Source organism: Sphingomonas sp. Leaf343 (assembly GCF_001423765.1).
Lineage (GTDB): Bacteria > Pseudomonadota > Alphaproteobacteria > Sphingomonadales > Sphingomonadaceae > Sphingomonas.
Genome location: NZ_LMPG01000001.1, coordinates 2,501 through 22,101 on the forward strand (window position 1 = coordinate 2,501; position 19,601 = coordinate 22,101).

At 63.7% G+C, this 19,601-nt stretch carries 10 protein-coding genes, 2 tRNA genes and 2 rRNA genes; 12 read left to right on the forward strand and 2 right to left on the reverse strand.

Going from position 1 to position 19,601, the window contains the following annotated elements; all coding sequences use genetic code 11:
* The first annotated feature begins 332 nt into the window (after window positions 1–332).
* The 4 genes from ASG07_RS00020 to ASG07_RS00035 all read left to right on the forward strand — a co-directional run bounded on the left by ASG07_RS00020 (window position 333) and on the right by ASG07_RS00035 (window position 3,738).
* A 23S ribosomal RNA gene (locus ASG07_RS00020) occupies window positions 333–3,128 on the forward strand.
* Between the two features lie 145 nt (window positions 3,129–3,273).
* Window positions 3,274–3,388, forward strand: a 5S ribosomal RNA gene (gene rrf / locus ASG07_RS00025).
* 106 nt (window positions 3,389–3,494) lie between these two features.
* Window positions 3,495–3,571, forward strand: a tRNA-Met gene (locus ASG07_RS00030).
* Window positions 3,572–3,661: 90 nt separating this feature from the next.
* Window positions 3,662–3,738: transfer RNA gene (locus tag ASG07_RS00035), tRNA-Met, on the forward strand.
* 710 nt (window positions 3,739–4,448) lie between these two features.
* Here the strand turns inward: ASG07_RS00035 and rsgA are convergent.
* The gene (rsgA, locus tag ASG07_RS00040; protein WP_055840518.1) at window positions 4,449–5,489 is read right to left on the reverse strand and encodes a ribosome small subunit-dependent GTPase A; all 1,041 of its coding nucleotides are present in this window, start codon (window positions 5,487–5,489) and stop codon (window positions 4,449–4,451) included.
* Window positions 5,490–5,776: 287 nt separating this feature from the next.
* On the opposite strand from rsgA, the gene ASG07_RS00045 reads away from it, so the two are divergent.
* From ASG07_RS00045 to ASG07_RS00060, 4 genes are all read left to right on the forward strand, one after another.
* Entirely contained in the window at window positions 5,777–6,142 is a 366-nt protein-coding gene (locus ASG07_RS00045; RefSeq protein ID WP_055840521.1) for a hypothetical protein, read from the forward strand.
* Window positions 6,143–6,189: 47 nt separating this feature from the next.
* On the forward strand, window positions 6,190–6,528 hold the full coding sequence (locus ASG07_RS00050) for a hypothetical protein (protein WP_055842624.1): 339 nt from the start codon (window positions 6,190–6,192) through the stop codon (window positions 6,526–6,528).
* A 270-nt stretch (window positions 6,529–6,798) separates the two neighbouring features.
* Window positions 6,799–8,391 (forward strand): tetratricopeptide repeat-containing sulfotransferase family protein, encoded by a 1,593-nt coding sequence (locus ASG07_RS00055; protein WP_055840524.1) that lies wholly within the window; start codon window positions 6,799–6,801, stop codon window positions 8,389–8,391.
* Between the two features lie 432 nt (window positions 8,392–8,823).
* On the forward strand, window positions 8,824–9,543 hold the full coding sequence (locus tag ASG07_RS00060) for a PEPxxWA-CTERM sorting domain-containing protein (RefSeq protein ID WP_055840527.1): 720 nt from the start codon (window positions 8,824–8,826) through the stop codon (window positions 9,541–9,543).
* Window positions 9,544–9,687: 144 nt separating this feature from the next.
* Here the strand turns inward: ASG07_RS00060 and ASG07_RS00065 are convergent, their stop codons facing one another.
* A complete protein-coding gene (locus ASG07_RS00065; protein ID WP_055840529.1) occupies window positions 9,688–10,512 on the reverse strand; it encodes a TrmB family transcriptional regulator in 825 nt (274 codons plus the stop codon).
* A gap of 316 nt (window positions 10,513–10,828) precedes the next feature.
* Between ASG07_RS00065 and ASG07_RS18070 the strand changes: the two genes are divergently transcribed.
* From ASG07_RS18070 to ASG07_RS00085, 4 genes are read left to right on the forward strand one after another with little or no spacing between them, the layout of a single operon-like run.
* A complete protein-coding gene (locus ASG07_RS18070) occupies window positions 10,829–16,063 on the forward strand; it encodes a M10 family metallopeptidase C-terminal domain-containing protein (protein ID WP_055840532.1) in 5,235 nt (1,744 codons plus the stop codon).
* Between the two features lie 41 nt (window positions 16,064–16,104).
* Window positions 16,105–16,527, forward strand: coding sequence for a hypothetical protein (locus ASG07_RS00075; RefSeq protein ID WP_055840534.1), 423 nt, complete (start codon window positions 16,105–16,107; stop codon window positions 16,525–16,527).
* Window positions 16,524–18,278: a type I secretion system permease/ATPase gene (locus tag ASG07_RS00080; RefSeq protein WP_055840536.1), complete on the forward strand. Its 1,755-nt coding sequence runs from the start codon at window positions 16,524–16,526 to the stop codon at window positions 18,276–18,278. Before ASG07_RS00075 ends, ASG07_RS00080 begins: the two co-directional genes overlap by 4 nt.
* The gene (locus ASG07_RS00085) at window positions 18,278–19,597 is read left to right on the forward strand and encodes an HlyD family type I secretion periplasmic adaptor subunit (protein ID WP_156361668.1); all 1,320 of its coding nucleotides are present in this window, start codon (window positions 18,278–18,280) and stop codon (window positions 19,595–19,597) included. Before ASG07_RS00080 ends, ASG07_RS00085 begins: the two co-directional genes overlap by 1 nt.
* Window positions 19,598–19,601 lie beyond the last annotated feature (4 nt).

Sequence of the window (19,601 nt, forward strand, 5' to 3'; positions counted from 1 at the left end):
ATTGGCAGCGGTATTTGGAGCATCTGGCTCCTCTTTGACATTGTGAATGGGTTCTTAAAATCGATGCCGTGAAGGTATCGGCTTTTGAGTGGAGGTGAGCGGGCCGCAAGGCTGGCGCATCGCTGCGAGACAAGGTCGGTAATTCACTTAAACGGCATGTCGGTGGGGTTTTGCCCCGACGATGTGCCGGTACAATCTGGCTGAGATTATAATCATCCGCACCAGGCTGGCGTTTTCCGCAAGGGAGACGATCCGGCGCCACAGCGACGTCGCTCTGCCGAGTTGATGGTCCGAGAGGACTGTCCGGCGTTGATGTTGGTGGTGTGGACTCTCAAGCGTGAGGTAAGGGCAATTCGTGGATGCCTTGGCATGTACAGGCGATGAAGGACGTGGCACGCTGCGATAAGCTGCGGTGAGGTGTGAGCAACCTTTGACCCGCAGATTTCCGAATGGGGAAACCCACCTATCCGTTTAATCTCGATCGTGTGGCGACACACGGGCGAAGGTTAGGCGGAAACAGGTATCTCGAGACTGAATACATAGGTTTCGAGAAGCGAACCCGGTGAACTGAAACATCTCAGTAGCCGGAGGAAAAGACATCAACCGAGATTCCGTTAGTAGTGGCGAGCGAACGCGGACCAGGCCAGTGCCTTCAATTCAAGTAGCAGAAGCTTCTGGAAAGTAGCGCCATAGCGGGTGACAGCCCCGTATGCGAAACTGATGTTGAAGGACTCGAGTAGGGCGGGACACGTGTAATCCTGTCTGAACATAGGGGGACCACCCTCTAAGCCTAAATACTCGTACATGACCGATAGCGAACTAGTACCGTGAGGGAAAGGTGAAAAGCACCCCGATGAGGGGAGTGAAACAGTACCTGAAACGGATTGCCTACAAGCAGTAGGAGGGGTCTTGTGCCCTGACTGCGTACCTCTTGCATAATGGGTCTGTGACTTAATGTTTCAAGCAAGCTTAAGCCGTTAGGTGTAGGCGCAGCGAAAGCGAGTCTGAATAGGGCGCCATAGTTTGAAGTATTAGACCCGAAACCCGGCGATCTAGGCATGACCAGGATGAAGGTGCGGTAACACGCACTGGAGGTCCGAACCGATTAACGTTGAAAAGTTACCGGATGAGTTGTGTTTAGGGGTGAAAGGCCAATCAAGCCGGGAAATAGCTGGTTCTCCGCGAAAACTATTGAGGTAGTGCCTCGAGCGAATACCGTAGGGGGTAGAGCACTGGATGGATGCGGGGGTCGCGAGATCTACCAACTCTAACCAAACTCCGAATACCTGCGAGTACTACTCGGGAGACAGACGGCGGGTGCTAAGGTCCGTCGTCAAAAGGGAAACAGCCCTGACCTACAGCTAAGGTCCCCAAGTCACGTCTAAGTGGGAAAGCATGTGGAAATCCCAAAACAACCAGGAGGTTGGCTTAGAAGCAGCCATCCTTTAAAGAAAGCGTAACAGCTCACTGGTCTAAACAAGGGTTTCTGCGGCGAAGATGTAACGGGGCTCAAGACGTGCACCGAAGCTTAGGGTGTGGATTTATTTCCACGCGGTAGCGGAGCGTTCCGTAAGCCTGTGAAGCGATCTGGTAATGGGTCGTGGAGGTATCGGAAGTGCGAATGCAGACATGAGTAGCGATAAAGAGGGTGAGATGCCCTCTCGCCGAAAGACCAAGGGTTCCTGCGCAAGGCTAATCCGCGCAGGGTGAGCCGGCCCCTAAGACGAGCCCGAAGGGGGTAGTCGATGGGAACCACGTTAATATTCGTGGGCCTGGTGGTGTGTGACGGATGGTGTGTGTTGTACGTCCTTATCGGATTGGACGTGCTTCGAAACTGTCCCGGGAAATAGCCCCACCGTATAGACCGTACCCGAAACCGACACAGGTGGTCAGGTAGAGTATACCAAGGCGCTTGAGAGAAGTGTCCTGAAGGAACTCGGCAAATTGCCTCCGTACCTTCGGAAGAAGGAGGCCCTCACAGCGGGCAACCGTTATGAGGGGGCACAGGCCAGGGGGTAGCGACTGTTTAGCAAAAACACAGGGCTCTGCTAAGTCGGCTTCAAGACGACGTATAGGGCCTGACGCCTGCCCGGTGCCTGAAGGTTAAGTGGAGGGGTGCAAGCTCTGAAATGAAGCCCAGGTAAACGGCGGCCGTAACTATAACGGTCCTAAGGTAGCGAAATTCCTTGTCGGGTAAGTTCCGACCTGCACGAATGGCGTAACGACTTCCCCACTGTCTCCAGGACATGCTCAGCGAAATTGAATTCTCCGTGAAGATGCGGAGTACCCGCGGTTAGACGGAAAGACCCCGTGCACCTTTACTGCAGCTTCAGAGTGGCATTAGGAAGGAACTGTGTAGCATAGGTGGGAGGCTTTGAAGCCAGGTCGCCAGATCTGGTGGAGCCATAGGTGAAATACCACCCTGTTGTTTTCTGATGTCTAACCTCGATCCCTGAAGCGGGATCAGGGACCCTCTGTGGCGGGTAGTTTGACTGGGGCGGTCGCCTCCTAAAGAGTAACGGAGGCGCGCGATGGTGGGCTCAGGCCGGTTGGAAACCGGCTGCAAGAGTGCAATGGCATAAGCCCGCCTGACTGCGAGACTGACAAGTCGAGCAGAGACGAAAGTCGGTCATAGTGATCCGGTGGTCCCTCGTGGAAGGGCCATCGCTCAACGGATAAAAGGTACGCCGGGGATAACAGGCTGATAACCCCCAAGAGCTCATATCGACGGGGTTGTTTGGCACCTCGATGTCGGCTCATCACATCCTGGGGCTGGAGCAGGTCCCAAGGGTTTGGCTGTTCGCCAATTAAAGTGGTACGTGAGCTGGGTTCAGAACGTCGCGAGACAGTTTGGTCCCTATCTGCCGTGGGCGTCGAAATTTGAGAGGAGTTGACCCTAGTACGAGAGGACCGGGTTGAACGTACCTCTGGTGTACCTGTCGTCGTGCCAACGGCGCAGCAGGGTAGCTATGTACGGACGGGATAACCGCTGAAAGCATCTAAGCGGGAAGCCTCCCTCGAGATAAGATTTCTCAGAGCGGTCGAAGACCACGACCTTGATAGATCGGATGTGGAAGCGCGGTAACGCGTGAAGCTAACCGATACTAATCGCTCTATTCGCGCTTGAGAGTTCCACCATCAACATCAATCCCGGGCAACCGGCCGATGACGATGGTGCGGATGATAGGCTCGACGCCAGAATACGAACACAGGTGCATCGATTTCAGAACCCCGTGCGATAAAACGCATCCTCGACACGCACAGGCTTCATTGCCTGGTGACCATAGCGTCGGTGTCCCACCCGATCCCATCCCGAACTCGGCCGTGAAACCCGACCGCGCCAATGGTACTACTGCTCAAGCAGTGGAAGAGTAGGTCGTCGCCAGGCATTGTAGCTTGTGCGTCGTCGAGAACGCATCCCCGCACGGGAAAGAACCCATTCACATGTTACCCTCCCCAAACGGGAGGCGCGCCCAAAAGGCCATACACAGTGTCGCGGGGTGGAGCAGCCCGGTAGCTCGTCAGGCTCATAACCTGAAGGTCACAGGTTCAAATCCTGTCCCCGCAACCANCCTGCTCCGGCTCGCGGGGCAGCAGCAGCGCCCATTCACATGTTACCCTCCCCAAACGGGAGGCGCGCCCAAAAGGCCATACACAGTGTCGCGGGGTGGAGCAGCCCGGTAGCTCGTCAGGCTCATAACCTGAAGGTCACAGGTTCAAATCCTGTCCCCGCAACCAAACAGATAGCAGCTGTACCGTCTCGGGGTCTCCCGCGGCGGTTTTTTTGTGCATTTCTTCTGCGGCTTGGGCCTGGTCAAATACTAGAGACGCGCCCAGCGCTTTACGCCATGGGTGCGATGCCTCGTGATGTAGAACCTGCACGATAGACAGCAAGGCGTGATGTCGAGCCCCTTTTCGCAAGTCATCGCCTCATCGCTCGCGTCGCTCCTGCCCGGGTCGACACCGTACATCGCGTGATTGACCACTGGAGTGCCTCAATCCGGTGCGCCCCGGTACGGCCCCTAAACGGGTCCGATGCATTCCGAACATCGCGTCGTGCCATGCCGCTCGCCGCTTTGAGCGATGATGTTGCCGGCACCGACTGGGCGAAGATGCGTCCGCCGACACAGCGGCACGAACACGTCGCTGGCGTGCGATGCGCGCCATGGGTGCGTTGCGTATGATCCTGTTCGTCAGTGCGCCGCGAGACGATATCCGGTTCCCATATCAGCAATCCCTGCGCAGGAAGATGCGGTCCGCCTGCTGGTCGCTTACGGCCGGGCGGGAGCGATCAAAGGCGCTCGAATAGTTAGGGTTCTCCGTACCACCGGACAGGGCCCAGCTTCTTGCCACGCTTTTGAACCGAGGTATCGGCGTTCATGCGATGGCTCGCCAATGGTCGAGTTTCGGGGCGAAAGCGTCTGTCGCCACATCGTAGACCAAACCTGTCACCCTCTCCTTGCCGAACCCGCTTTCCCGCCACGCGCACGCCGACCGGCGACGATACCGGTGTTCACGTTATCCTCCAGATCGAGCTTGCGCCAACGATCGACGCGGGCGGGATCGAGGTCGCCATCCGCGATGGCGCGGCGGATGGCGCATGCGGGCTCATCGCCATGCCCGCAATTGGTGAACCGGCATTCCAGAGCAACCGCCATCACGTCGTCAAACACCTCCGTGACGCCGGACGCGACCTCGGACATCTGAAGCTCACGCATGCCGGGCGTGTCGATCAGCCAGCCGCCCCTGTGCGCACCGCCGGCAAGGCGGTGCATCTCGCGAACGGTTGTCGTATGCCGGCCCTTCCCGTCGTCGTCGCGAACGGCCTGCGTCGCGATCTGATCTGACCCTCTCAGCGTGTTGACGAGGGTCGACTTGCCAACGCCGGACGATCCCACCAGCGCGACCGTTTCCCCGAAGCCGCAATATGCAGCCAGCCCGGCGGAACTCGTCGGATCACGTCCGTCGACCCGCACCACATGCAAGCCTGACTGGAGTGCGCGAGCCGCATCTACGAAATGGTCCGGTGTGGCGGAAAGGTCGGTTTTCGTAACAACCACGACCGGCTGAACACCCGTCTCGCGTGCGAGTACGAGGTAGCGTTCGAGACGTGCGAGGTTGAAGTCCTGATTGCCGGACGTGACGATGAACAGGGTGTCGACGTTTGCGGCGATGAGTTGTGTCCGGCGATCGTCGCCGGGAGCTGGCCGCTTGAACAGGCTCGTCCGGGCAAGGAGGCGGACAAGATTTCGGGTACCGCGATCGATCAGCAGCCAATCGCCGACCGTCGGCCTGTCATCCGCCTCGCCACAGGCTGGCATTCTGGACGAGATGGACTCCTCGCCCGCTTCGCCTGCGATGGTCACTCTTCCTCGATGAACCGATATGACGCGGACAGGCGTGCAGGCACCGAACTCCTCGACCGAAATCTGCTTGCCGAAGAAGGATGTCCATCCGAGTTCCGCAAGAGCGGCAGAGATGGTGTTCATCGTCGTGTCAACGGTCCTGAGCATCCCCTGACGGATCGGGATTCGCGGTCACCTGCCCGCCCGCCCGCTTCTCCGCCTTGGCCTGCGCCTTTTTGGCCGCATCCGCCGTTCTGGTCTTTTCGCGCTCGCGGCGTTCGAAATCGTAATTTGGTTTGCGAGGTATGTCCGTGCTCCACACATCGGTAGCGCATCGGAGCGAAGTGCCCGGTCGCCGAATTGTTCACAACGGGGTACACCGATCCGTCGCGCGGGACCAGCCTCGCGATCCAGGATCAGGACTGTGCGACATGACAAGCGGATCTTCGGAAGCGTGGGACGGCGATCGTGTTCGCACGTGGCTCGAACGCCGGCTCACTGCGGCACGTCTCGATCAGGCGGCAGCGGACAGGCAGGGTTATGCGGCCCGAGACGATTATGACAAGGCCGCGGCCGAGGAGTGGGTCTACCGCGCCCTGCAAGCCGGCGGCCATGCCGACGGCCAGTCCGCATTCGCCGGACATGTGAAAGCGCTGCTGGACCAGGACGTCTATCGCGCCACGGGAGTCCATGACGATCTGCGGTTCGAAAGGCACGTCCGTGGCGTGCTTCGGAAGCTTGCCAAGATGACCAAGACCAATGATGGGTTCGGTAACACGTTGCGGTATCAGGGGTGACCCCGCCATGCGGGCAACGCACGCGATAACGCGATTCAGGGATGTCTATGGCTCGTAAACACCCGAAGCATGGCCCGTACCCGGACGTCGAACACGAGGATGATGCGCCGCCCGTAGCGGTGGCGTGCTGGCTGTGTGGACGCCCGACGGGCAAGACGATCGTCTGGCACCATCCCGTTCCCAAAAGCCGGGGCGGGCGGGACGTCGTTCCGATGCACTCCATCTGTCAGCAAACACTGATGGTCAACTTCACCAACTCGGAACTTCAACGCCATGGGCTTGATGTGGAGGCTTTGCTCGCCAACCCCGGGGTGCGGAAGTTCGTCGAGTGGGTCGCGCACAAGGACCCCGATTTTACGGCGACGATAGCCAGGAAACAGCGTTAGCACCTCTCCCGATCGGCCATGTTGATTTCGGCTGTTCGAACGCTCCCTGCGGCAGGCTTGACGCTGTATCGTCGCTGACGACCATGACCGGCCTGCCGTGCACGGCGGCTCGATCGGCCGGTTCGCGCACGACGTGCCGGCGCGAAAATCACCTCTGGTCGCGGCGCACGACCTATACGTCGGGAGGCCGGCAAGCGCACCCGGTCGGTCATGACGCTTGGCCGGATGCCCGTTCCGGCGTTAGCTATCGGACATCGAGCGGGAGGTGTGATGTCCGAGGCGGTGAAGCGGGTGATGGAGCGGGTCGCGCAGGCGGATCGTGCGGGCGCGCTGGCGCTGGCGGGGCAAGCCTTCGCGTCGGGCGAGCGCCATCCCCTGGTGGTGATGCTCGCGGCCGAGCAGATCGAGGCGATGGACGATGCCGGGCGCGCCATCCAGATGCTGCGCGACGGGGTCGGCGATGCGCCGCACGAGCCGGAGGCTTGGCGGCGGCTGGGCGTGCTGCTGGGGCGTACGGGCCAGCACGTCGAGGCCCGGGCGGCGCTGGAGCAGGCGGACATGCTGTGGCCGGACCAGCCGATGATCGTGGAGCCGCTGGGACACGCGTGCCTCGCGCTTGCCGATCTCGATGCCGCCGACGCGCATTACCAGCGGCTGGAGGCAATGATGCCCGGCCGGGCGGCACCGCTCGCCGCCAGGGCGGCGGTGGCGGTGCGGCGTGGCGACGTTGCCGGTGCCACGATGCTGGGCGAACGCGCGCTGACGGTCGAGCCCGACAACATCACCGCCGCACTGTCGCTGGCGCGTCTGGCGCTGGACCAGGGCGACGCCGCGGAGGCAGAAGCGCGCGCCACGGCGCTGCTCACAAGGGTCGGCGAGCATGGCGAAGCGGCGGTCGGCGTACTCGGCCTGCGCGCCGATGCCCGGGACGCCATGGGTGCTTATGATCTCGCCTTCGCCGACTATGTCGCGCGCAATCAGGAGGTGCATCGTCGCACTGCGCCGCTGCTCGCCCGTCAGGGCAAGGAACGCCGCGTCGATCAGGCGCGCCGCCTGCACCGCGGCCTGAAACCGCTGCCTGTCACGGGCAGCCTGCCGCGGGAGGAACACGGCCTTCGTGGCCATCTGTTCGTGCTGGGCTTCCCGCGATCGGGCACGACCCTGCTGGAAAAGGCGTTGGCCGGCCATGACGCGATCCGGACGCTGCCGGAGATCGACATCGTCGGCCGCGTCGCCGGCGGGCTGCTGGAGCGGGATCAGATAACGAGGCTGGACAGTCTGACTCCCGCCGATATCGCGGCGCTCCGCCAACGGTATTTCGACGCCGCCGCCGTCGAGGTCGGACCGTTGCAAGGCATCGTGCTGGTCGACAAACTCCCCCTGCACAGCGTCGCGCTGCCGCTGATCGCCAGGCTGTTTCCCGATGCGACCCTGCTCCTGTCGCTGCGTGATCCGCGCGATGTCGTGTTGAGCTGCATTCGCCGTCGTTTCCAGATGAATGCCGCGATGTTCGAACTGTTGCGTCCCGTCGACGCGGTAAATTATTACGAAGCGGTCATGCAGTTGATCTTGGCGTGTCGCCACACGTTACCCGTCACGCTGCACGAGGTGCGTCACGAGGCTCTGGTGACGGATCTGGAGAAGGAGCTTTGCGGGATATTGCGGCTGGTAGGGCTGGAATGGCAGCCGGCCATGGCGGACTTTGCCGGCCGCGCCGCCGCGCGCGCGCGAACGCCCAGCGACCTCCAGTTGACCCTCGGCCTTAACGCGAACGGCGTAGGCTATTGGCGTCGTTATACCGATGTGCTGGCACCATGGCTGCCGCGAATGCAACGCTGGGTGGATCATTGGGGCTACGCCTGAGGCGATGTAGACGAACAACAGGAGTTCACCTGTAAACTGCAAGATCACTGGTTCGTAAAAACTGAAAGACATGACCATCGCATTACTGCCGTTGTCGTTCCGACGCGTGCCGACCTTTTTGGGTCGCCCCGCGACGGCGCGTTGTGAAGTTTCCATGCAAGTACAAGCTCATGGGGTTTGCAGTACTACGATCATGACATTGTAGTGTCTGCCCGTTTTACACGTCGTCATCGATCTGGACGATGTCCCATCATCTCGGAACGGTTCACCCGGCCGGATCATCACATAGTATATAGTGATCGGGACTCTGCTTGTCGTTGACACTGTGTTAACCTTGGCATCTGGGATGCAACGAGTCGCCGGTATCTTTGGTGATGAAGTGCAGACTCAGGGGCAGGGCATCCCGATGGGGATACAACAGGGGTAATATCAATGCGCAAGACAGCGATGGCCGTAACGATGGCACTGGGAGCGTTCGCAGCCGCACCCACGTCCGCTCAGGTGGTCAGCCTGAACTTCGAAGGGGTGAACTCTACCTATCCGTCCGGCTTCGCCCAGATCCGTGATTTTTATAATGGCGGTACCAGCGGCGACGGTACGACCGGCACCAATTACGGTATCTCGTTCGGCAGCAACGCGCTGGCGATCTGTCTGAACACGCCGGGTGTGAGCTGCTCGAATACATCCCGTGGCGGTGTGGGTGATCCCGGATCGACGCGCGGCGGACTGTTCTTCATCAATGGCAGCGAGACGTTTCTGAACGTCGACGCGGGGTTCACGACGGGCTTCTCGCTGAACTATGTTTCGGTCAGCTTCGCCGGGGCCGTGAATGTTTATGATGGTCTGAACGGCACGGGCAATGTGCTGGCCAGCCTGAACCTCACGCCGAACGGCGTCGGGTGCGGCGCTCCCTATGGCGCAGGGTTCTGTCCGTTCGGGGCAGCCGGGGTGGCGTTCAACGGCACCGCCCGTTCGATCGGCTTCGGCGGCGTCGCCAACCAGATCGTGTTCGACGACATCACCTTCGGATCGATTACTCCGGGCGGAACGGTTCCCGAGCCGGCCACATGGGCCATGCTGATCGCGGGCGTCGGTATGGCGGGCGGTGCTCTTCGCCGCCGGCGTGGCGCGGCAAGGCCCAGCCTCGCCTGATCGCAGCGAAGCTGAAATACATCGTGAGGGCCGCCGGTCGAAAGACCGGCGGCCCTTTTGAATTTCCGGCATGCGGTTGCGGAACGGGCGTGTGGCGGCCCATCCGGACGGTGGAGCTACCGAAGGCCCGTCAAGCCTCGCCGCTCACCCCGCCACCGCGGGTACGTCCGTCTGCAGATCGCGCAGCCCCGGCGGCGGGGTGATGGTCAGGGTCAGGTCGGCAAGGGGATCGGTCGCATCGGCACGCAGGGCGACGAGCCGGATGTCCGACGAGACGGCGCTATGTAGCACGGAACTGAGGAACACGCTGTCGGAATAGACGGCGTTCAGGACGTTTTCCATGTCGCGCGTGAGCTGCGCGATGAGCTGTTCGCGACCGTCGATGATGAGGATGAGGCCCAGCCCCGGCCAGCGGCTCTCGACGTCGCTGGTCTTTTCGCCGTTATAGGGGATGGTCGCGGCCGCATCTTCGGGGCGATAGGCTATGCCGACGACCTTGACCCCGCGCTGCGCGGCCTGATCGATCGCCGGGCGCAGCCGGGCCGAGATGGGCGGCATCATGTCGAACAGGATGATCTCGTCCGCGGCCTCGATCATCGCGAGCGCGCGTTCGAAGACCTGCTTGACGTTCCGCAACTGGTAGACCGATTCGTGCGCGGTTGGCGCATGGATCGCCTCCAATATGGTCAGCGCAGCGTGGTGACGCTCCGCAAAGTCGTCCTTGATCGCGGCGAACAGCTGGCGTGGCGGCACGGGAAAGTAACTCGTCGCGCTTTCGGCATCTTCCGCGGCGACGATCGCGCCTTTTTCGACCAGTCCCTTGAGCGTCTGATAGATGTTGGGCGGCGCTTTGCCGACATCGCGGGCGAGTCGATAGCCCGTCGAGGGCGCGCTGCGAAGAAGCTCGGCGTAGATCAGGGCTTCCAGTTGCGTGAAACCGAAGCCGCAGAGTGCCGAGTTTGCGTCCATGTTCCCGCATTGGCACAGATGCCGTTGCCGTCAACCTTTGCAATCGCTGGCATCGGGTGCCCGTATCGAACCATGGATCGGGAACGCGTGCGGAGTGGGGTGCGAGGGCGTGGGCTTTCGGACCGACCGTCGCCGCGCTTGCGTGCGGATCGCGTGCGGATCGTCTCACGGACATGCGGTCGTAGCAGCCTTCCACCGAACGGATGCTGACATCGCGGCAACACCCGCCATAGAGTTATATGCGATGGCAAATAACCCCTTTACATCTTTTGTGGGGCGTGCTGACTTGCATTAACGAAATTGTAAGGAACCCGTCATGACGACCGCTGCACAGGAACTCTCCTATTTCGACGTCACGTCGGGTGCTCTTTCGGGCATGGCGTGCGGCTGTGGGGCGTGCGGTGGGTTGACGTCGGCGAAGGGTAGCTTCGGGTCGCCGATGTCCTCGGTCGCGGCGGGCATCCATTCTGGCGTGCGCGGAGCCGAAATGCTGCCGCAGGTCGCCAATGGCGACGGCACCTTTTCATTCAGCGGAGATCGCAACATCGATGCCGTGCTGATCGGATCGCGCTGGACGAGTTCGACGTTGACCTTCACCTTTCCCGACAATGGCGACTATGCCGATCCGAACTACGGCGCGGGTCAATTTTCGTTCAACGCGCAACAGCAGGTTGCCGCGCGCGATGCGTTCCGCATGATCGAGGGCTACACGAACCTGACGATCACCGAGGTGGCTCCGGATCAGGTCAAGGACGCGACCTTCCGCCTGTCGAACACGGTGTCGCAGGCGGTCCCGTCCGCGCAGGGTGGCTTCCCCAACTTCGTCGACGACGAAGGCGGCAACATCTGGTTCGGCCGCACCGAGCAGCCCTATTACGAAGCTCCTCAGCGCGGCAACTGGGGCTATGCCACCATGCTGCACGAGATCGGCCATACGATGGGCCTGAAGCACGGCCAGGACGATTACTCGAAGGAGGATTTGGGCGGCATCTTCGAAGGCGGCCCCACGCTCTACGGCACCCGGGCCATCGAATACGACAAGGACGGTCAGGCGTGGTCGTTGATGACCTACACCGGCGGCCCCTACGGCGTGACGAGCTTCGAGGGCGAGGGGAAGAACCAGGCACAGACCTATATGCAGCTGGATATCGCCGCGCTCCAGTATCTGTATGGGGCGAACTTCACGACGCAGGGCGGCGACAGCGTCTATCGCTGGGATGCCGCGACCGGCCAGGGCTTCATCAACGACGTCGGGCAGGGCATGCCGGGCGGCAATGTCGTGTTCGAGACGATCTGGGACGGTGGCGGCAACGACACCTATGATCTGTCCAACTATGGCGGCGGCATCACCGTCGACCTGCGGCCCGGCGCCTTCTCGACCTTCTCCGTTGAACAGCGCGCCGACAATAATGCGCTGACCGGTGGCGATATCGCGGCGCCCGGCAATATCGGCAATGCCCTGTTGTATCAGGGCGATGTGCGCTCGCTCATCGAGAATGCGATCGGCGGGGCGGGCGACGACCGGATCACCGGCAATCAGGTGAACAACGTCCTCGTCGGTCTGGCCGGCGACGATGTCCTGGCCGGCGGTGCGGGCAGCGATACGCTGATCGGCGGCAGCGGCACCGACATCGCCGATTTCACGGGAGCCACCAGCGGCATCAGCGTCGCGGTCGATCGCGACGCGACCGACTTGCGGGTCGTCAACGGCGTCGACACCGACGTGCTGAACGGCATCGAGGGCATCATCGGCACCGCCTTCGACGATCGCCTGACCGGCGACGACGGCGCCAACACGCTGTCGGGCGGCGCGGGCGGGCGGGACGTGCTGATCGGTGGCGGCGGCGACGACGTGCTGATCGGTGGCGGCTATACCCTGGCATATCGCGACGAAGCCGATATCGTGCGGGACGCGACCGCGCTCAACCGGTCGATCGCGTCCGCCATCACGCTCGACGGCGCGTTCGAACTGGCCGGTCGCGACGGCGTCTCGACGTTTCCGGCCTATGGCGGAGAGGTGTTGCCGCATGCGACGGTCGTCGCGGCAGCGGCGGGCAGTCTCGGCGTCGACTATTACAGCTTCACGGCGGTCGCCGGCGCGCGGTCGCTGTTCGATATCGATGCGACGAACAACTATACCGGGCTGGAGATCCTCGACGCGACTGGCACCGTGATCGCCTCCAACTATCTGGAATTTACGACCGACGACGGCAGCCGCCGCGGTTACGACGCACGACTGGCTTATACATTCCTGGAAAGCGGCACCTACTACGTCCGCGTCACGGGCAGCACGTTCAGCGCCGAGGCGCGCGATCTTCGTGAGGATCAGCCCTATACGCTGCATGTCTCGCTCGAAAGTGCCGCCGTCGCCGCGCCGGTGATCCGGCAGACCGGGTCCGCCATGCTGGACGGGGGTCTGGGCGACGATCTGCTGGTGGCGTCGGCGGGCGATGACCGGATCGACGGTGGCGCGGGGATCGACACCGTCAGCTACGCGAACCACTTCCGCGGCGTCGCCGTCACGCTCGGCACAACGGCGCAGGATACCGGTGCCGGCCGCGACACGATCCTGAACGTCGAGAATATGACGGGCACGCGGTTCGCCGATCGTCTGACCGGCAACGCCGGCGCGAACGTCATCGATGGCGGCGGCGGCAGCGACGTGCTGGACGGCGGCAAGGGCATTGATACCCTGTCCTTCGCATCGCAGGCGACGGCGGTGTCGGTCAGCCTGGCGGCACAGGGCGCGGCCCAGGCGTACCGGCTGGGCCAGACGGTGGACGCGCGCGGTTTCGAGAACCTGACGGGCGGTGCAGGCGACGACGTGCTGGCGGGTGACGACCGGGCGAACACGATCGACGGCGGCGCGGGCGACGACGTCCTGATGGGCGACGCGCTGGGTCGCCGGTCCGGGCTGGACATGTTGATCGGCGGTGAGGGCAACGATACCGTATCCTTCGTGACGTCGAGCGCAGGGGTCACCGCGGCTCTGCGCGACGGTGCACTGGGCAGCGCCTCTATCGGCAACCGCACGGTCGCGCGGATGCAGGATGTCGAGAACATCACGGGCGGCAGCGGCGACGACCGGATCAGTGGCAACGCTGCGGCGAACACTCTGATCGGCGGCGCCGGCAACGACATACTCTGGGGTGCGGCGGGCGACGACCGGATCGACGGCGGACTCGGCAACGATACGATCAGCGGTGGAGACGGTATCGATACGGCCGTGTACGCGGGCGCGATCGACACGACCATCGACCTGCGGAACCATGCGTCGCAGCAGACGGGCCACGGGATCGATCGACTGACGAGCATCGAGAACCTCGTCACCGGGGCCGGCAACGACACGATCTCGGGCAGCGACGGCGACAATCTGTTCGTCGACGGCGGCGGAACCGACATGTTCAATGGGCGCAGGGGCTTCGACACACTCAGCTTCGCCCAGGTCGGCACGCGCGTGACGATCGATCTGTCATCGACGCAGAGCCAGGACAGCGGCGCAACCGGCATCAAGACGCTGGTCGCCATCGAAGGACTGGTCGGCGGTTCGAACGTCGATTACCTGACGGGCAGCGCGGCGGACAACGCCATCGATGGCGGCGACGGCGGTGACGTGCTGGTCGGCGGCCTGGGCCGTGACGTCATCACGGGCGGCGACGGCAACGACTTCCTCGTCGGCGACACGCTTGGTCTGTCAGCAGACTCGAACGCCGACAACTCGATCGACACGCTGTTCGGCGGCGCAGGATCGGATGTCGTGATCGGCGGGGCCGGCAACGACGTGTTGAGCGGCGGCGACGGCGACGACACGCTGTCCAACGGCAGCTTCGCGACGACCGTCTTCAACTCGTCCTTCGGCCTCTCCGTCGATCGCGGCAACCTGATCCGCGTCGACGGCGGTGACGACGTTATCGATGGCGGCGAGGGCATCGACTTCGCGATCCTCGCCTATAATGGCCGTTCGGAGGGCATCTTCGTCGATGTGCGCGATCCGAACGCGAAGACGACGATCCTGTCGGGCGGCCGTGCCGCCGGATCGATCGTCGGTATCGAGAAGCTGGGCTTCGAAGGCGGCGATGGCGACGACGTTGTTTTCGGCGGCGCGGGATACGACTTCATCGCGACCTATGGCGGCAACGACCGGGTCGATGCCGGCGCAGGCGACGACACCGTGTTCGGCGGAACGGGCGACGACGTGTTCGACGGCGGCGCGGGATATGACATGATGAGCTTCGCGAACGCGCAGGCCGGTGTGACGTTCGACCTGATGCGGACCGACGCTCAGGATACCGGCGGCGCGGGCCGTATCACCGCCACGAACTTCGAGACGGTGGCGACATCCGCCTATGGCGATACGATCTATCTGACCGATCGATCGGACAATCTGCAAGAGCAGGACGGCGGTAGCGATCGTCTCTACGGGCGGGGCGGGGACGACAAGCTCTTCGTCCTGCGCAGGGGCGGGCCGGCGGACGACATCCTGCTCGACGGCGGCGATGGCAATGACGACCTGTCGTTGTTGTCGTTCGTCAATGATCTTCACGCGATCACCATGTCGGGCGGCGCCGGCGACGACGTGATGGTCATCGTCGGCGCCCTGTCCGCAACGCTGGATGGCGGCGATGGGGACGATTATATCGGCCTGAGCCTGGGTGGCGAGGCCGGGACCAACACCTTCCGCGCGACGTTCGGGGCGGGCAACGACCGGCTTTACTTCAACGCGGACCTGTTGACGGTCGTCGTCGACCGACACGACACGATCATCACCGATTTCTCGGTGGCAGACGACGTGCTGTCGATGAACAACCTGCTGGAAGTGCATTACGACGACAGCTTCAATCCCATCAGCCTGCTGGATGGATACACGTTCGGAGACGATCCTTTCCAGACGGGGCACTATCACCTGACCCAGAGCGGATCGTCGACGCTGGTCCAGGTCGACAAGGACGGTGGCGGCGATGAGTTCGGCACAGTGACGATCCTGACGCTGGAAAATCTGGTCGCGACCAGCCTGACCGCAGAGAATCTGAATATCCGTCCCTCGGATGTTGCGAGCACGCTGGTCGGCGATCCGAGCTGGGCGTTCGTCACGCCGACCTATGGCACCGACGGCGGCGACATGCTGTCCGGCAGCGATGGCCGCGACAGGCTGTTCGGGCTGGCCGGCGACGATACGCTGGCGGGGCTGGGTGGCGACGACGTGCTGAACGGCGGCGGTGGCAACGATGTGCTGATCGGCGACGCGGGCAAGGACCTGCTGTATGGCGGTGCGGGCGATGACGTGTTCCGGTTCGTCGGCGCCAACGCCGTGGATGGCGACGGTATCCGCGATTTCGCCGTCGGCGATGCGATCGACTTCTCGGCGATGGCGGACGGTCTGGTCTGGGTCGGCGAGGACGCGTTCTCGGGCGTCGCCGGCCAGATCCGGATCGGCGGCAGCCTGGACGGGTTGTACACTCTGCTCGGCGATCTCGATGGCGACTCGATGGCCGAGTTCACGATGACGGTGCGCAGCGACCACTTGCTGACGAGCGCCGACTTCCTGCTCTGACCGTGGCGCACGGGCCGGGTAACGCGTACGGAGATCGGCGGATGGACATCGACAAGCCCCCCTCTGCCGAACCGGCGTTCGTACAGGGTCGCGCCGCGCCGGTTCGGGCCGGTGAGGCGCAGGGTGCGCAGATCATCGCCAGCGGCGTCGGCTGGACGCTGGTCGACCTTGGGGAGGCGATGGAACTGCGGCTGGCCGGCGCGGCACCGCTGGTGGCGAACGACGGTCGCTGGCGCGACACGCCGCGCGGGCCGCGGCTGACCGCTGTCACGGCCAACGGGCCGTTGATCCTCGACGTCACCCACGGCCTGTGCCGTCCTGCGGACCTGCCGCCGGGCGCGGAGCCCGCGACGGGGGGCTTCGCGCGCATGACCCTGCCCGACGGGCGGCAGGTGCATGGCTGCATGTTCGCCGCCGGCCCCTATGTCGGCTCCCGTGGCGACCGGGCCTATCCCGCGCGATGATCGAGAAGGGTTCGATGACGGGGGAACTGGGCGTGGCCGTCGCGCGGTACCGCCTGGCCTTCGTCACGGTCGCCATTCTGAGTGCAGCGCTCAACGTGCTGGTGCTGGGCGGTTCGCTGTACATGATGCTGGTCTACGACTCGGTGCTCCCGAGCCACAGCCTGCCGACGCTGTTCGGACTGCTGGCGATGGTGCTGGTAGTGTATCTGTTCCAGTCCCTGTTCGACACGATGCGGACGCGCATCCTGTCCGACGTGGCGGCGGGTCTCGGCCGGTCGCTGGCGGCGCGGGTGCAGCAGGCGACGTCCGATCTGGCGCTGCGCGGCGGCAAGGTCGCCGGCGACGGGCTGACGGCGATGCGCGATCTCGACCAGATCCGCGGCTTCCTGAGCGGGTCGGGGCCGGGCGCGCTGATCGACCTGCCGTGGATCATCTTCTTTCTCGGCGTCCTGTTCCTGCTCCATTACTGGCTGGGGATCACGGCGCTGGCCGGGGCGGTCGTCCTGCTCGGCCTGACCTTCGCGGCGGATCGCCGGACCCGTGCGCCGCTCCGCACGGCATCGGACCTGTCGGCGCGGCGCAACGGCATGGCGGAGTCCAACCTGCGCCATGTCGAGGTGCTGACCGCGCTGGGCATGCGGCGGCGGATGCAGGATCGGTGGGAGACCGTAAATACCGCGCATCTCGTCGCGCAGGACGACATGGCGCGAACCGCCGGCGTGCTGGGCGGGGTGAGCCGGATGTTCCGCCTGTTCCTGCAATCGCTGATCCTGACGGTGGGCGCATTGTTGGTGATCGACGGCAAGGCCTCCGGCGGTGTCATCTTCGCCTCCTCGATCCTGTCGGGACGTGCGCTGGCACCCGTGGACTCGGCGATCGCCAACTGGCGCGGATTCGCGGGCGCGCGGCTGGGATGGAAGCGGCTGACCGAACTGCTGGAGCGCGTGCCCCAGCCGAACGAGCCGCCCACGAAACTGCCGGTGCCCGAACGCACCTTGACGGTGCAGCAACTGGCGGTCGCACCACCCGGTACGCAGCGCGTGACGGTGCACAATGCCGATTTCACCCTCAATGCCGGCGAGGCTTTGGGCATCGTCGGCCCGAGTGCGGCGGGCAAGACGTCGCTCGGTCGGGCGCTGATCGGCGTGTGGAAGCCGGTGCGTGGCTTCGTCCGGCTGGACGGAGCCACGCTGGACCAGTGGCATCCCGAAACGCTGGGCGGGTTTATGGGATATCTGCCGCAGACGGTCGAACTGATCGACGGCAGCGTCGCGGATAATATTTCCCGCTTCGACCCGGAAGTTGAATCCGCAGCGGTGATCGCCGCGGCTCAGGCGGCGGGCGTGCACGACCTGATCGTCCAGTTGCCGCAGGGGTACGAAACGCCGGTCGGTACGGACGGCAATACGCTGTCCGCCGGCCAGCGCCAGCGTATCGGGCTCGCCCGCGCGTTGTACCGCGATCCGTTCGTCGTTCTGCTCGACGAACCCAACTCCAACCTCGACGTGGCGGGGGAGGCGGCGCTGGAGCGCGCGATCCGGAGCATCCGTATGCGCGGCGGCATCGCCATCCTGATCGCGCATCGCCCGTCCGTGCTGGCGCAGGTCAGTCATGTGCTGTTCCTGCGCGATGGCCGGATGGAAGCATTCGGTCCGCGTGACGAAGTACTGGCGAAGATCGCCGCAAAACCGGCGCTGCCGAAGCCGAAGCACGATCCGACGCGGGCCGATCCCGCCGGAAAGGACGTTTGATGGCCAGCATCGCTCCCGCCGGATCGCCGGCGTTCGACGCCGATGCCGGCATCCGCGCCAAGACGCGCGTATCGCTGATCGCGCTGGGCGTGCTGGTGTTCGGTCTGGGCGGGGCGGCGGCGTTCGTCCCGATCGGCGGCGCGGTGGTCGGTACCGGTCAGGTCGGCGTCGAGTCCCGGATCAAGCGGATCGCGCACCCCGTCGGTGGCATCATCGAGGCGATCTCCGTCAAAATGGGCGATCATGTCCGCAAGGGCGACATCCTGATGCGGCTCGACGATACGGTCAGCGGTGTGGACGCGGAACTGACGACGCTGTCGGTCGACCAGATGATGGCGCAGCGTGCCCGGCTGGAGGCGGAGCGACTGGGCGCGCCGACGATCGACTTTCCCCGCGCCCTGCTCGACCGGGACGATGCGGGCGCGCGCAAGGCGATGCAGGACGAGCGCCGGCTGTTCCGGATCCGCCGCGACGAGGCGGGCGGGATGCGCGCGCAATTGCTGGCGCGGATCGGCCAGTACAACCAGCAGATCGCCGGCTATGCCGCACAGATCGGCGCCTTGCAGCAGCAGGCGGTGCTGATCGGGCCGGAGCGCAAGGGCGTCAAACAACTCTACGAGCGCGGGCTGGTGACGATCGGGCGGATGAACCAGCTGGAGCGGACCGAGGTCGACCTTCAGGGCAACATCGCTTCGCTGCGCGCGCAGATCGCGCAGACCGAGGCGAAGATCACCGAAGCGCGCGAACAGATCATCCAGACACAGCAGACCCGCCGGTCGGAGGCGGGAACGCAGCTGACGACGGTGAACGCGACGCTGAACCAGCAACAGGTCAGGAGCGTCTCGGCGGGCGACCTTCAGGGGCGCAGCGTCATTCGCGCGCCGTATGCAGGCGTCGTCGACAAGCTGGCGTTCGCGACGATCGGCGATGTCGTTAAACCCGCCGAGACGATCATGGAGATCGTCCCCGACAACGACACGCTGCTGGTCGAGGCGGCCGTCAGTCCCGCCGATGTCGACCAGCTCCGCCCCGGCCAGACCGCGCGCATCCGCTTCACCGCGTTCAATTCCACGGCGACGCCGGAAATCCACGGACGTGTCACGGTCGTCGCACCGGAACGCACCACCGAGGCGCAGTCGCAGCGCAGCTTCTATGCCGTGCGCGTCGCCATCGATCAGGCGGAACTTGCCCGCGAGCACATGACGCTGGTGCCGGGAATGCCGGCGGACATCTTCATCGAAACCGGCCACCGGTCGATGCTGTCCTACGTCACCAAACCCCTGCGCGATCAACTGGCGCGCGCGTTCCGCGATAATTGAACCG

Coding starts and splice junctions, on each gene's coding strand:
- rsgA (WP_055840518.1), bottom strand. CDS start 5,489: ATGAACACCATCTCTGCCGCTCTTGCGGAACTCGGATGGACATCCTTC.
- ASG07_RS00045 (WP_055840521.1), top strand. CDS start 5,777: ATGACAAGCGGATCTTCGGAAGCGTGGGACGGCGATCGTGTTCGCACG.
- ASG07_RS00050 (WP_055842624.1), top strand. CDS start 6,190: ATGGCTCGTAAACACCCGAAGCATGGCCCGTACCCGGACGTCGAACAC.
- ASG07_RS00055 (WP_055840524.1), top strand. CDS start 6,799: ATGTCCGAGGCGGTGAAGCGGGTGATGGAGCGGGTCGCGCAGGCGGAT.
- ASG07_RS00060 (WP_055840527.1), top strand. CDS start 8,824: ATGCGCAAGACAGCGATGGCCGTAACGATGGCACTGGGAGCGTTCGCA.
- ASG07_RS00065 (WP_055840529.1), bottom strand. CDS start 10,512: ATGGACGCAAACTCGGCACTCTGCGGCTTCGGTTTCACGCAACTGGAA.
- ASG07_RS18070 (WP_055840532.1), top strand. CDS start 10,829: ATGACGACCGCTGCACAGGAACTCTCCTATTTCGACGTCACGTCGGGT.
- ASG07_RS00075 (WP_055840534.1), top strand. CDS start 16,105: ATGGACATCGACAAGCCCCCCTCTGCCGAACCGGCGTTCGTACAGGGT.
- ASG07_RS00080 (WP_055840536.1), top strand. CDS start 16,524: ATGATCGAGAAGGGTTCGATGACGGGGGAACTGGGCGTGGCCGTCGCG.
- ASG07_RS00085 (WP_156361668.1), top strand. CDS start 18,278: ATGGCCAGCATCGCTCCCGCCGGATCGCCGGCGTTCGACGCCGATGCC.